Origin of the sequence: Zobellella taiwanensis (assembly GCF_003012795.1) — a bacterium.
Taxonomy (GTDB): domain Bacteria; phylum Pseudomonadota; class Gammaproteobacteria; order Enterobacterales; family Aeromonadaceae; genus Oceanimonas; species Oceanimonas taiwanensis.
Genome location: NZ_PXYH01000002.1, coordinates 145,757 through 159,413, shown reverse-complemented (window position 1 = coordinate 159,413; position 13,657 = coordinate 145,757). Strand labels below are relative to the sequence as shown.

Sequence of the window (13,657 nt, the reverse complement as noted above, 5' to 3'; positions counted from 1 at the left end):
TCAAAGGCCAAGGGCCAGTTCGGCGGCCAGTTCGTCCGCCACCTGTTCCCAGGCGGCGGCCAGGGTGCGCACCAGGGCCGGATAGCCGTCCTCGGGCAGGGGGCGGGCCACGCTGAAGTCGGCCTGGGCCAGCAGGCGGCCCTGGCCGTCGAGCAACTGCCACTGGCCTTGTGCCAGGGCCACGCCGTCGTAACGGCCCTGGAAGCGGTCGAGCCGCAGGCGTACTTCCCGGGCGGGCAGGCCCGCCAGCAGCGGCTGGCCCCGGCTCACCACCTGGGTGGCGGGCAGGGCGGCGGCCAGCCGTTGTTGCAGCAGTTGCTGCAGCTGGCCGGGCAATTCCTGGGCCCAGAGGTGCTGTCGCGCCGGGTACACCTCGATGTCGCTGAGCTGCATCACTATGCCCTCGCCATCAAGAAAATCGGCCACCCGCACCGGCGCCACCGCAATGGCGGCCCCGGCCTCGGGGTGGGTGGCGGCGGCGGTGCCGGCGGGCAGCAGGTAGCCGGGCTGGCCGCCGCCGGGGGCGGCGGAGCAGGCGGCGAGGCCCAGCAGCAACAGCAGGGCGGGCAGGCGGCGACAGGCGGTCTGGATCATGGGGCGGCCCTCGGTTGTGGGTCTTCGGTGAGTTTTTTGTCAAAGATCAGGGCGTTGGGCTGATCGTTCAGGGTGCGCACCACGGGTTGCAGGTCGCGCATCAGTTTTTCCAGGCGGGACAGGGTTTGGGTCAGCTCGTTGTAGCCCTGGGAGTCGGGGCTGAAACCCTGCAGGGTGTCGCGCAGCTGGCGCAGGGTGGCGTTGGCGTTGTCCGGCAACTGGCCGGTGGCCGGATCCGCCAGCAGGGCATCGAGGGAGGCCGCGATGCCGTTCACCTTCTCCATGGTCTGGCGGGTGCTTTCCAGGGTGGCATTGAGGGTGCCGAGAATGGGTTCGATTTCCAGGTTGTTGAACTTGTCGAGCAGGTTCGACACCTTCTGTTCAATCTGGGCAAAGCTGCCGGAGGTGGTGGGGAACACCCGCCGCTCCACAAAGCTCATGCGCTGGAAGGGCACCACGTCCTGGTGGAAGTTGAGATCCACGAACAGGGCGCCGGTGAGCAGGTTGCCGGCCTTGAGGGAGGCGCGCAGGCCATGGCCGAACATGCGGTCCAGGCGTTGGTACCAGTCTTCGGTGTCGATGTCTTCCACGCTGTCGTCGAAGCGCTGGGGCTCGATGCGGATCAGTACCGGAATGGCGAAGCGGCTCAGGGAGTCGGGCTGGGGCGCGGTGAAATTCCAGGGCACGCTGACCACGGTGCCGATGCGCACGCCCCGGTATTCCACCGGCGCGCCCGGGCTCAGGCCGCGTACCGTGTCGTCCACCAGCAGCACGTATTCCAGGTATTGCTCATAGCTGCCCTCGTTGGCGCTGTCCTCGTCCGGGAACAGCACATAGGTGGCGCCGGGTTTGGCCTTGTGGCCCATGGCGGCGTTGTCGGGCACGCCGAAGGTGACGCCGCCGCCGACCAGGGACTCCAGCGAGGCTACATTGACCCTGAATCCCTGGGAATCCAGGCGCACGTCCACGCCGGAGCCGGTCCAGAAGCGGGTGGTGGTGGTTACCAGCACGTCGTAGGGCGACTGGATGTAGAGCAGGTGGCGCATTTCCCGCTTGTCCGGATCGAAGCGGCTGTCTTCCACCCGGCCCACCGTATAGCCCTGGTAGGTGACGGGATCGCCGGTGCTGATGGCGTTGCCCACCTGGCTGACCAGATTGATGCGCAGGCCGGGGGCGTCGGGCGGTGCTACCGGCGGTTGTTCGAGCACGGTAAATTCGCGCCGGCCCTGGTCGCTGTTGCCCGGCAGCAACTGGATGTAGGCGCCCGACAGCACGGTACCCAGGCCGCTCACGCCTTCCCGGCCGATGCGCGGCTTGACCACCCAGAAGCGGGTGTCGTCGTTGAGCATGGCTTCCGCCTGGGGACTCATGCGGGCGCTGATCACCGCATGGCCGAGATCGTCCGACAGGCTGACCCGCTCCACCCGGCCCACTTCCACATTGCGGGTCTTGATCAGCGTCTTGCCCGCCTCTATGCCCTCGGCGTTGTCGATGATCAGGGTGATGGAAGGACCGAGCCGGCTCAGGTTGTCGTAGATCATCCAGGCGCCGATCAACACGGCCACCAGGGGCACTATCCAGATGGGGGAAAGGGAGCGCTGGGTCCGGCGCTCGGCGCGCTGGGGGTCAGACATAATCGGATTCCTTGGCTTGAGCGGCCTTGGCCGGCTCGGTGGGGGTCGGGTTGGCGTCGGCGCCGGCCCAGATGCCGCGCGGGTCGTACAGCATGGCGGCGAGCATGGTCAGCACCACCACGGCGGCAAAGGCCAGGGCGGCCGGGCCGGGCTCGATGGACATTAGCGAGCCGTTGCGGATCAGGGCCACCAGAATGGCGACCACAAAGACATCCACCATGGACCAGCGGCCCACAAACTCGGTGATCCGGTACAGGCGGATGCGGGACAGCCGGCTCAGGCCGTCCCGGGGGCGGCCGGCCACCCGGCACAGCCACAACAGGGCCAGTATCTTGCTCACCGGCACCGCTATGCTGGCGGTAAAAATGATAAAGGCGATGGGCCAGTCGCCGTGCTGGATGAACAGCATGACGCCGCCCATGATGGTGGACGGCAGGCTGTTGCCGAGGGAGGTGGTGACCATGATGGGGTAGAGGTTGGCCGGGATATACATCACCAGCGCCGCCGCCAGCAGCGCCAGGGTGGCCTGGTTGCGGATTCCCCGCCAGGGGTGCAGGGGTTCGTCGCAGCGCCGGCAACGGGCCTTGCCCTGCGCCGGCAGGCGGTTGACCAGGCCGCAGGTGGTGCAGCCGGCCAGGCCCTGGGCGGCAGCGCTCAGGCCTGGGCGGCTGCCCGCCGGGGCCAGGTTGCGCCGGTCGAGGGAAAACCACAGCCAGTCGCTGTCCACCGACTGGGTGGTGAGCAACAGCAGCAGGGCGTAGGCGCAAAAGGTCCAGAACGACAGCCCCAGCTCGATGTCGGCCATGCCCACCACCTTGATCAGGCTGACCAGGGTACCGATGACGAACACATCGGCCATCATCCAGGGCGTGACATGGCGCAGGGTGCGCGCGATATGCCGGCTGCGGGGCAGGGGACGGTGCAACAGCAGGCCCAGGCACAGCCAGGCCACGCTGCACAAATACACCAGCGGCAATATGATGACGGTGAGCAGCACGCACAGGGCCACCAGCGGCTGGTGCAGGCCGATCAGGGTGGCGGCGCTGTCGGTAAGGCCGATGCGGTTGCCGATGCCGCTGATTTCAAAGCCGATAAAGGGAAAGGCCACCGACAGCGCCAGGGTAATCAGGGTGGCCAGGCTCAGGGCCAGGCTGCGCTCGGCCGGGTTGGCGTGGCGGCGCACCAGGGTATGGCCGCAGCGGGGGCAGTCGGCCTTTTCCCCCGGGCGCAGGGTCGGCAGCGCCACCAGCAGATCGCACTCGTGGCAGACCCGCAGGCGCCGGCGCGACACCGAGCGCCGCCGGTGCGGTCCGGCGCCGTGCGGCGGGTAGGGCGGGTGTGCGCTGTCGGTCAAAGGCAAGCCTGTCTGGCAATGAAAAAACGGGGCTTGATACTACGACAGTTGGGCGCGAAGAATAAAGTCGAATCGGCCCCGGCGGGGCATTTGTGGGGCCGGGCGGCTATCTTCTATTGAGTCTTGTCCCGCAAAGGCGGAAGATGATTTTCTGGTGGCATGTTTCCGGTAACGCCTCTCTGGCCGGCGCCATGCCGGTATTCCCTTGCCCGGAGGCCCTGGCCGTTGTCGATGCCCACAGACGCGAGGCTGATTGCCCGCCATACCTACCTGCTGCTGATTGCCATGGCCTGTACCCTGATGGGGGCACTGGGGTTTGTCACCGGTTTTTTCCTGTTGGCGGACGACGCCCTGAGCATGGTGATCACGCCCCTGGGCGCCCTGGGGGTGATGCTGGCCGGCCTGGGCCTGGGGTGCGCCATCGGCGGTGCCCCGCGCGGGCGGCAGTTTTCGGCCCTGGCGCTGCTGGCGGTGGTCGGCGTTGCCATGCTCCCCGCCGTCTCCATGGGCGCGGTTGTCCTGGCGCCACCGGCGCCGATGCGGCTGGCGCTGCTGCTGGTGTCGCTGTGCCTGCTGACCCCGCCTTGCCACCGGCACGGTCGCTGGCTGTGGCGGCTGATCGGCGGGCTGGGCATGATCGTGGGGGGCGGGGTGTTGCTGGTGGGCCAGTGGCTGTTCGATCTCTCCACCCTGATGGGGCCGCATCCGGCTTCGTCCAGTATCGGCAGCCTGTTCATGCTGGTGTTCGGCCTGGCCCTGCTACTCGCCTGTGCGCCCCGGCCCGCGGGCGGCCCGAGCCGCCCGGCCGGCGTGGTGGCGGCACTGGGCATCGGTGTGACCTGCCTGCTGTGGTATCTGATGAGCTTTCAGCACCACCTGGATATCCGCCGGGCCAGCGGCACCATGATGGACAACGCCGAAAACGCCATGATCGATGTGATGAATGTGCACGTCAAACTGTTGCAGCGGCTGGCCGAGCGCATCGCCCTGAGCCCGGACGCCGAACAGCAGTATCAGCACCTGCAGGACGCCCGCGCCTATTTGCGCGACGTGCCCAGTATCAGCGAGATCACCCTGTTGCAGCCGGGGCAGGCGCCTCTGTGGCGACAGTTGCGTCCGGGCAGCGGCGAGCCTCTGGCGCTGGAGCATCCGGCGCTGGCATCCTGGCTGGAGCGCGCGGTGGCGCGTCCGCGCATGGTGGTGCTCGACACCCTTTATCCCATGCAGGCGCCGGCGCTGGTGGCGATCAGCGTGCCCGCCATCCAGCGCCGCTACGCCGGCCTGCAACTGCTGGCGCGGGTCGACCTGGCGATGCTGATGCGCCAGGAAATCCGTATGGATCTGTTCCCTTTCCTGCTGCGGGTCAACCTGGACGGACGTACCCTGCTTGAGCTGAGCGACGGCGAGCATCCGGCCCGCCGGCCGCTGTTCATGAACCGGCGTCATTCCATCCTGCCCTACGGGCCCGAAATCAAGCTGGAGAGCTACCTGGGCGACATGTCTTCCCTCGGTCGCTCGGCCCAGTTGCGGCTGCTGATGGCCCTGAGCGGTTTTTTCCTGAGTTTTCTGGCCGCCATCAGCATCGAGCTGATGCGCCTGGGACTGGCCAAGAGCCGGGCCTTGGAGCTGGCCCGGGATCACCTGCAAAACCAGCACCAGATTGAAGCCATGGTGATCCGCCAGCAGCCCCTGGACGACATACTGGCGGTGATCGGCCGCCTGCTCGGTGGCCAGCTGCCGGCCTGTCGCAGCCTGCTGCTGCGCCGCCACCAGGACCGGCTGGAGCCCATCGGCGAGCTGTGGCTGCCCGCCCGGCTGCAGCAGCAACTGCTGGCCGCCGCCGCCGGGCCCCTGTGCCGGGGGCGTACCCTGGTGTTCGGCGAAGAGCACGAAGACAGCCTGCCCGGCCTGCTGGCGCTGCTGCGCGCGGCCGGCTTCAGCGGCGCCCTGGCCTGTCCGGTGCAGGCAGCGGATGGGCGGGTGCTCGGCGGCCTGCTGTTGTGCCATCCGGCGGCGCTGCCGCCCAAGGCGCCGGACTTTATCGACAACGCGGTCAACCTGATGGCGCTGGCGATGGAGCGGGAAGACGACAGGGCCCAGCTGCGCGACAGCGAGCAGCGCTATCGCTCGCTGTTCGACAACCACCCGGATCTGGTGTTCGCGCTGGATCCCCGGGGCGATGTCACCAGCGTCAACCGCGCCTTTTGCGAACAACTGGCGCTGGCGCCCGAGGCGGTGCTGGGCCGGCCCTGGCAGCGGCTGGTGGACGCGGCGGACCGGCCCGCCACCGCGCAGATGCTGGCGTCGGTACTGGCCGGGCGATCGCACCGCTACCAGTTGACGGCGGACAACGGCCAGGGCCGGCGGCCGGTGCTCGATCTGACCGCGCTGCCGATGGTGGTGAACGGACGCATTACCGGGGTATACGGTATCGGCAAGGACATTACTCGCCAGCAGCAGGATCAGCAGCGGCTGGCCTACAACGCCAGCCACGATGCCCTTACCGGCCTGCCCAACCGCAACCTGCTCGAACAGCGGCTGCGCGAGCTGACCGGCTACCGGGACCAGCTGGTGCTGATGTTTATCGATCTGGACGGTTTCAAGCCGATCAACGACAGCCTGGGCCACGAGGTGGGCGATCTGATGCTGGTGGAGGTGGCGCGCCGGCTGCGCGGGCTGGAAGGAGAGGGCCTGCTGGTGCGCTTTGGCGGTGACGAATTCGTGCTGCTGCTGCGCGGGACCTCCCTGGTGGCGTCCGCCGAGGCGCTGGCCGGGCGGCTGCTGACCACCCTGGCCCAGCCCTACCGGGTGGCCCATAACGAGCTGTTCATTACCGCCAGCATCGGCCTGGCCCTGAGCGAGGGCGGCGAGCCGGCGGCGGCGGTGTTGATCCAGCAGGCGGACATGGCCATGTACGAGGCCAAGCGCCAGGGCCGCAACCATTTTCAGTGGTACAACGAAACCCTCAATACCCTGATGAAGCGCCGCCTGGTGTTGCGCAACGAATTGCAGGACGCCATCGACCACCATCAGCTGGCGCTGCACTACCAGCCGCTGTTCAATCGCGACGGCAAGGTGGTGGCGGTGGAGGCGCTGCTGCGCTGGCCCCATCCCCGGCAGGGATTTGTTTCGCCGGCGGACTTTATCCCCCTGGCGGAGGAAACCGGCCAGATCATCGCCATCAGCGAATGGGTGCTGGAGCGGGCCTGCCGGGATGCGGTCAGGCTCAACCAGGACGGCCGCTACCGGGTGGCGGTGAACCTGTCGCCGCTGCAATTCTACCGCAGCGGTTTTCTGGCGGCGCTGACCGGGGTGCTGGCGCGCCACCGCCTGCCCGCCGGCAGCCTGGAGCTGGAGCTGACCGAGGGCATATTGATGAACGACACCCAGTACGCCATCGGCCTGTTGCAGGAAATCCGCCGGCTCGGCATAGGGGTGGCCATCGACGACTTCGGTACCGGCTTTTCCAGCCTGAGCTACCTCAAGCACCTGCCGGCGGACAAGGTCAAGATTGACCGCAGCTTTATCACCGACCTGGCCACCAGCCCGCGCGATGCCGCCATTACCCGCGGCATCCTGGTGATGGCCCACGAGCTGGCGCTGGAGGTGGTGGCCGAGGGCATTGAAACCCAGGACCAGCTGGACTGGCTGCGGCGCGGCCAGTGCGACTATTACCAGGGCTTCCTGCTGGCCCGGCCCATGCCCCTGGAGGCCCTGCTCGAATTTTTGGCGCAAAACCGTGAACGGCTATTGACGGCCATTAACAAATGATGAAAATAGCGCCGCCCGCCGTCCGGATTTGTTCCGGCCCATCCATCGGCGGCGGTTCCGGCTCGACCGGGGAGAGTCCCAACCTAGTTTTGGAGTAAAGGCCTTGCAGCGTCCCCACCACCCCGACGACGAAGCCAGACGGCTGCAGCTGTTGCACGAGCTGGCCATTCTCGACAGCGAACCGGAAGAGGGCTTTGATGCCCTGACCCGCCTGGCGGCGGAAGTGACCGGCTGCACCATCGCCCTGGTGACCCTGGTGGACGCCGAACGCCAGTGGTTCAAGTCCCGGCTGGGGATCAGCCTGTCCGAAACCGGGCGGGACATCAGCTTTTGCGGCCACACTGTGCTGCAGGATGCCCCCCTGGTGATCCCCGACACCGCCCTGGATCCGCGCTTTACCGACAACCCCCTGGTGACCGAGGGGCGGATACGCTTTTATGCCGGCGTACCGCTGGTGGTGGAGCCCGGGATCAGCGCCCTCGGCACCCTGTGCGTGGCCGGCACCGAGCCCAGGCCCGAGGGCTTGAGCAAGTTGCAACTGCTGCAACTGGGCACCCTGGCCGAACTGGTCAGCGAACGGCTGCGTAGCCGCCTAGTGATCCGCCGGCTGCGCGAGTCCGAGCGTACCCGTAATCGCCAGTCCCAATTGCTGGAGGCGATCAAGCGCGCCTCCGGCATCGGCTTTGTGCTGCTCGACCAGGCCGGTTGCATTGTCGAGCTTAACGACAAGGTGGCCAGCATACTGGAACTGGAAGCCGAACAGCTGAAGGGCGCCAATCCGGTTGAGCTGACCCTGCCGTCGGCCCGTGCCGAGGTGCAGACCCTGATTGCCGCCAGCCTGGAGCAGGGCCTGCGGGTGGACGGCGACTGGCCCCTGCTGGGACAGGACGGCGCCCTGCGCATTGCCGGGGTCAACGCCGAGCGGCTGTGGCTGGACGATCAGCCCTACCTGTTTTGCGTGGTCACCGACAAGACCCAGGAGCGGCTGGAGGAAACCCTGCGCGACACCCAGGCCCACACCCTGCGGGAAGTGACCCTGGAAAACAGCCTGAACGAGATCCTGAGCTCCATCGGCGAGGCCATTGTCTACCACCGGCCGGGCGCCCGGGTGTTGATAAGCCACCGCCGGGGCGAGTGCCTGAACGTGGAATACGTCTCCCATCCCGGGCTGGACGACCTGCCGGCGCCGCGGGTGGACGGCATGGACGCCCTTTGCCTGGCGGCGGACGATGGCCGGGTGCCCGGGGCGGGCCGCTTTGCCGGCTGGCGTTTTCCGTTGCCGAGCGAGGACGGCTTGCGCCTGCTGGGGGACCTCTGGGTACTGGTGGAGCAGACCATGCCGCCTTCGGCGGGGGAGGCCGCCTTTTTGGAGGGGCTGGCCCAGGTGGCGGGCTTTGCCATTGAGCGCAAGGATCAGTGGGAAGCACTGCGCGAGCGGGCCGAATACGACGCCCTCACCGGCCTGGCCAACCGCACCCTGCTCAACCAGCAACTGGCCCAGGCCCTGGCAACCGCCGCCGAGCAGGGCCAGCAGGTGGCGCTGTTGTTCATCGACCTGGACGATTTCAAGATCATCAACGACAGCCACGGCCATCATGCCGGGGACAAGGTGCTGACCTGCCTGGCCGAGCGGATGAGCGAAACGCTGCGCAAAACCGACACCATAGCCCGCCTGGGGGGCGACGAGTTTGTGGTGGTGCTGCCCGAAATGACCAGCGACCTTGCCGAGCGGGTGGCGCGCAAGCTGCTGGCGGTGCTGTGCCAGCCGATCAGCTGGGAGGATCTGTTGCTGCCGGTGAGCATGAGTATAGGGCTTATCCTGTCGCTGCCCGGGGAACGGGACGAGCAGGCGCTGATCCAGCGAGCCGACGAAGCCATGTACCGGGCCAAGCAGGCGGGCAAGAAGCAGGTGGTCCATCTGGGGGTGGGCTGATACTCAGTAAGAGGTATTTTGGCACTTAATGCCGGCTTAATTGGCGATAATACCGCCGCTTGGCGTCATTTTATGTCCTTATTGGTAAGTGTTGCGGTCGCTTTGCCGATATAGTGATTGCCAAAAATTATGAATCCGGGGAGGAGATGTGTTTCGTCAAATCAATATCGGCCTGAGGTCCGCGCTGGCCTTTGGCATCATAGGGATACTGATGCTGGTGCTCGGTGTGCTGAGCCTGGTCCAGCTGTCCGGGCTCAACGCCCAGATCACCCAGATTGCCGATCATAGGGTGCCCAGCCTGAGTGCGGTGGAGAACATCAACAAGGAATTCCTGCGTATCCGGCTGCATACCCTGGGCCTGATCCACGCAGTTAATCGGGATGAACAGCAGGAGTACCGCAGCCGGCTGGCCAATGCCCGCCAACAGCTGGATGAACAGAAGGCCCGCTACGGCGAACTGGCGAGCCTGCCCGAGGCCCGCGAACTGACCGAACGCTTCCTCGGGCTGGAAGCCCGTTACTGGGAAACCCAGCGTCAGGCCCTGGATCTGGCGGCTTCCGGCGATACCTGGCGTGCCACAGTGGTCTCCCGGGACGAACTGGGTCCCCTGGCGGATCAGATGACGGCGGTGCTGCGTGAACTCAACGAGCTGCAACAGCAGCGCATCCGTGACACCAACGACGAAACCGACCGGACCTATGCCCTGTCGCGCAGTGCCATCATCATCCTGATGCTGCTGGCGCTGGCCGGCATGGCGGCCCTGGCCTGGCTGCTGACCCGCAGCATAGTGCAACCCATCTCCGATGCGGTAAAGGTGGCCGAGGTGATCGCCGCCGGCGATCTGACCCGGCCGGTGAAGGTGTCCGGCAAGGACGAGCCGGCCCGGCTGCTGGCGGCCCTCGGGCGGATGCAGCGCAGCCTGCAGGATACGGTAAAGCTGATTTCCGACTCCTCCCACCAGCTGGCGTCCACCTCCGAAGAGCTGAGCTCGGTCACCGAGGACTCCACCCGCGGGCTGCACCAGCAGAGCCAGGAGCTGGAGCAGGCGGCCACCGCAGTGACTGAAATGACCACCGCCATCGAGGAAGTGGCGCGCAATGCCGCCACCACCTCCCAGGAATCGGAGCTGGCCGACGAGCGCGCCCAGTTCGGTCGCGAGCGGGTCGGGCAGACGGTGACCTCCATCGAGGGCCTGGCCGGAGAAATCGGCGAGACCATGCAGGAAATCGAGACCCTGGCGACCCGGGTCAACGACATCACCACTGTGCTGGATGTGATCCGGGCGATCGCCGATCAGACCAACCTGCTGGCGCTCAACGCCGCCATCGAAGCGGCCCGGGCCGGCGAGTCGGGCCGCGGCTTTGCGGTGGTGGCCGACGAAGTGCGTGCCCTGGCGCACCGCACCCAGGAGTCCACCAAGGAGATCGAGCAGATGATCCAGGCGGTGCAGCGTGGCTCCCAGGAGGCGGTAGCCGCCATGCAAAGCAGCAACAGCCGCACCGGCGATACCCTGAAAATCGCCCGGGAGGCGGGCGATGCCCTGGTGCAGATTGCCACCAGCATTTCCCAGATCAACGATCGCAACGTGGCCATCGCCAGCGCCGCCGAGGAGCAGGCCCAGGTGGCGCGGGAAGTGGACGGCAACCTCGTCAATATCCGCGATCTCTCGGTGCAGACCTCGGCCGGGGCCAACCAGACCAGCGCCTCCAGCCAGGAGCTGGCACGCCTGGCGGGCGAGCTGAACACCCTGGTGACCCGCTTTGTGATCTAAACGCCGGCCATGAAAAAGCCCCGCTACAAGCGGGGCTTTTTTTATTCGCCCGGGGCAGGGCTCAGATCACGGCGGCGATGGCGTCGCACAGGGCGTCGATGTTCGACTTGGTGATACCGGCCACGCTGATACGGCCGGAGCCGACAATGTAGATACCGAATTCGTTCTTCAGCCGCTCCACCTGATCCTTGTCCAGGCCGGAGAAGGAGAACATGCCGTTCTGGCGGGCGATAAAGCCAAAGTCCTGATCCACACCGCGGCTGGACAGCTTTTCCACCAGCAGGGTACGCATTTCCTGGATGCGGTCGCGCATCTCGGCCAGCTCCTTGAGCCAGTCCTGGTACAGCTCGGCGTCCTCGGCCACCATGGCTACCACGGCGGCGCCGTGGGAGGGCGGGTTGGAGTAGTTGGCGCGGATGATGGTTTTCACCTGGCTGAAGGCGGTGTCGGCCACGGCGGCGTCGGTTGCCACCAGGGTGAAGGCGCCCACCCGCTCATTGTACAGACCGAAGTTCTTGGAGAAGGAGCTGGCGATCAGCAGTTCCTGGTTGTGCTCGGCGAACACCCGCAGGCCGTAGGCGTCTTCCTCTATGCCCTTGGCAAAGCCCTGGTAGGCGAAATCGAACAGCGGCAGCCAGCCTTTCTCGGCGGAGAGTTTGGCCAGTTGTTGCCATTGCTCGGCGGTGGGATCGATGCCGGTGGGGTTGTGGCAGCAGCCGTGCAGCAGTACCACGTCGCCGGCCTTGGCCTGGGACAGATCGGCCAGCATGGCGTCAAAGTCCAGATCCTTGGTGGCGGCGTTGTAATAACCGTATTCCTTCACGGCCAGGCCGGCGGCGGTAAACACGGCTCTGTGGTTGGCCCAGGTGGGGTTGGAAATCCAGATGGTGCCGCCGCCGAGCTGGCGGGCGATGAATTCGCCGGCAATGCGCAGGGCGCCGGTGCCGCCGGGGGCCTGGGCGGTGCGGGCGCGGCCGGCTTCGGTTACGGCGGAGCCGGCACCGAACAGCAGTTTCTGCACCACGCGGCCGTAGGCCTCGGTGCCCTCTATGCTGAGATAGTTCTTGGTGGTCTGCTCCTGCACCAGGCGGGCTTCGGCTTTTTTGACACAACGCAGCACCGGGGTCTGGCCGGCTTCGTCTTTGTAGATGCCCACGCCCAGGTTGATTTTGTCGGTACGGGGATCCTTGCGGAAAGCATCGGTCAGGCCCAGGATGGGGTCGGCCGGTGCGGCGGTGACCTTCTCAAACATAGTATTGTTAATTCCTTGTGATAATAAATGTTGTCCGGGTCGCAAACTGCGACGGCCATTAGTTATAACACTTGCGCCGGTATTAAAAAACGGCTTTCAGGGCTGAATTTGCGCCCGGCCGGTCAGTGCCGGGCGCACCAGCAGCCAGTAACTGAGCAGGGCCAGCCAGGTACACAGGGTCATTACCAGCGCCATGGGCAGGGCCGACAGCTCGTGGCTGGCGTTGACCGCGAAAGCGGACAGGGCACCGAGGCCGAAACGGGTGGTGCCGGCCAGGGCCGAGGCGGTGCCGGCGGCCTCCGGGAAATGGCCGAGCAGCCCGGCCATGGCGTTGGCGCCAATGAGGCTTATCTGGGAGATCACCAGCATCACCGGCAGCACTATGCCCCACAGGCCGCCGAAGCCGGTGGCGGCGGTGGCCAGCAGCAGCAGGGCGCCGCCCGAGCCGACCGTGAGGCCGATGCGCAGCAGGCGGTTGCTGCCCAGGGTTTTCACCAGCCGGCTGTTGGCGAAGGTGAGCAGCATCAGCAGCAGTATGTTCAGGCCGAACAGCAGGCCGTAATGCTCAGCAGCCACCCCGAACAGCTCGATATAGACCATGGGCGAGCCGGAGATAAAGGCGAACATGGACGCCGTGGTCAGTGCCCCGCAGCCGATGTAGCCCAGTGCCGGACGGTTGCCCAGCACCCGGCCATAGTTGCGCAAGACCGGCAGCAACCGGAAGCTTTGCCGATGCTCGGGCCTGAGGGTTTCCGGTATCTTGATGGCCAGGGTCAGGCTGACCAGGGCGCCGATGACCGCCAGCAGCCAGAAAATGCTGTGCCAGTGGCCAATCAGCAGCAGGTAGCCGCCCACAATGGGGGCCAGCAGCGGTGCCAGCGTCATCACCAGGATCACCATGGACATCACCCGGGCGAACATGTCCCGCTCGAACAAATCCCGCAACAGGGCGTTGAGCACCACCGATCCCGCCGCGCCACCGATGGCCTGCAGCAGCCGGAACGCCATCAGGGTTTCAATGCTGTTGGCGAAGGCGCAGCCCAGGCTGGCCAGGGTGAACAGGGCCAGGCCACCGAGCATCACCGGTTTGCGCCCCACAGCGTCGGCCAGCGGGCCATAGAACAGCTGGCCCAGGGCAAAGCCGGCGAGGAAGACGCTGATGGTCAGCTGGGCCTGGGCGATGGGCACCCCCAGATCGCGCGCTATGGTGGGCAGGCTGGGCAGGTACATGTCGATGGCGAGCGGAGTCAGGCCGGCGAGGCTGGCCAACAGCAGGAGCAGGGAAAGGGGCAGGGCCATGGCGGGGTCCAGAAGTAACAAGTGAAACCAATTTAAACATGATAACCAT

General features: G+C 66.4%; 8 protein-coding genes. 3 read left to right on the top strand and 5 right to left on the bottom strand.

The annotated features are described in order from the left end of the window. From C7I36_RS02105 to C7I36_RS02095, 3 genes are read right to left on the bottom strand one after another with little or no spacing between them, the layout of a single operon-like run. Positions 1-594: a PqiC family protein gene (locus C7I36_RS02105; protein WP_106452092.1), complete on the bottom strand. Its 594-nt coding sequence runs from the start codon at positions 592-594 to the stop codon at positions 1-3. Then, positions 591-2,228 (bottom strand): intermembrane transport protein PqiB, encoded by a 1,638-nt coding sequence (gene pqiB, locus C7I36_RS02100; protein WP_106452091.1) that lies wholly within the window; start codon positions 2,226-2,228, stop codon positions 591-593. Before pqiB ends, C7I36_RS02105 begins: the two co-directional genes overlap by 4 nt. Further along, the gene (locus C7I36_RS02095) at positions 2,221-3,582 is read right to left on the bottom strand and encodes a paraquat-inducible protein A (protein ID WP_146137295.1); all 1,362 of its coding nucleotides are present in this window, start codon (positions 3,580-3,582) and stop codon (positions 2,221-2,223) included. Before C7I36_RS02095 ends, pqiB begins: the two co-directional genes overlap by 8 nt. A 231-nt stretch (positions 3,583-3,813) precedes the next feature. Between C7I36_RS02095 and C7I36_RS02090 the strand changes: the two genes are divergently transcribed. The 3 genes from C7I36_RS02090 to C7I36_RS02080 all read left to right on the top strand — a co-directional run bounded on the left by C7I36_RS02090 (position 3,814) and on the right by C7I36_RS02080 (position 11,057). Continuing rightward, positions 3,814-7,353 carry a putative bifunctional diguanylate cyclase/phosphodiesterase gene (locus tag C7I36_RS02090; protein WP_181256270.1) on the top strand — a complete coding sequence of 1,180 codons (3,540 nt, stop codon included), beginning with the start codon at positions 3,814-3,816 and terminating at the stop codon, positions 7,351-7,353. Positions 7,354-7,456: 103 nt separating this feature from the next. Next, a complete protein-coding gene (locus C7I36_RS02085) occupies positions 7,457-9,286 on the top strand; it encodes a diguanylate cyclase domain-containing protein (RefSeq protein WP_181256269.1) in 1,830 nt (609 codons plus the stop codon). Positions 9,287-9,434: 148 nt separating this feature from the next. Beyond that, positions 9,435-11,057, top strand: coding sequence for a methyl-accepting chemotaxis protein (locus C7I36_RS02080; RefSeq protein WP_106452088.1), 1,623 nt, complete (start codon positions 9,435-9,437; stop codon positions 11,055-11,057). Between the two features lie 61 nt (positions 11,058-11,118). Here C7I36_RS02080 and C7I36_RS02075 read toward each other — a convergent pair whose 3' ends face one another. Further along, positions 11,119-12,309: an amino acid aminotransferase gene (locus C7I36_RS02075; protein WP_106452087.1), complete on the bottom strand. Its 1,191-nt coding sequence runs from the start codon at positions 12,307-12,309 to the stop codon at positions 11,119-11,121. 96 nt (positions 12,310-12,405) lie between these two features. Next, the gene (locus tag C7I36_RS02070) at positions 12,406-13,608 is read right to left on the bottom strand and encodes a Bcr/CflA family multidrug efflux MFS transporter (protein ID WP_106452086.1); all 1,203 of its coding nucleotides are present in this window, start codon (positions 13,606-13,608) and stop codon (positions 12,406-12,408) included. Positions 13,609-13,657: the final 49 nt, after the last annotated feature.

Coding starts and splice junctions, on each gene's coding strand:
- C7I36_RS02075 (WP_106452087.1), bottom strand. CDS start 12,309: ATGTTTGAGAAGGTCACCGCCGCACCGGCCGACCCCATCCTGGGCCTG.
- C7I36_RS02070 (WP_106452086.1), bottom strand. CDS start 13,608: ATGGCCCTGCCCCTTTCCCTGCTCCTGCTGTTGGCCAGCCTCGCCGGC.
- C7I36_RS02105 (WP_106452092.1), bottom strand. CDS start 594: ATGATCCAGACCGCCTGTCGCCGCCTGCCCGCCCTGCTGTTGCTGCTG.
- pqiB (WP_106452091.1), bottom strand. CDS start 2,228: ATGTCTGACCCCCAGCGCGCCGAGCGCCGGACCCAGCGCTCCCTTTCC.
- C7I36_RS02090 (WP_181256270.1), top strand. CDS start 3,814: ATGCCCACAGACGCGAGGCTGATTGCCCGCCATACCTACCTGCTGCTG.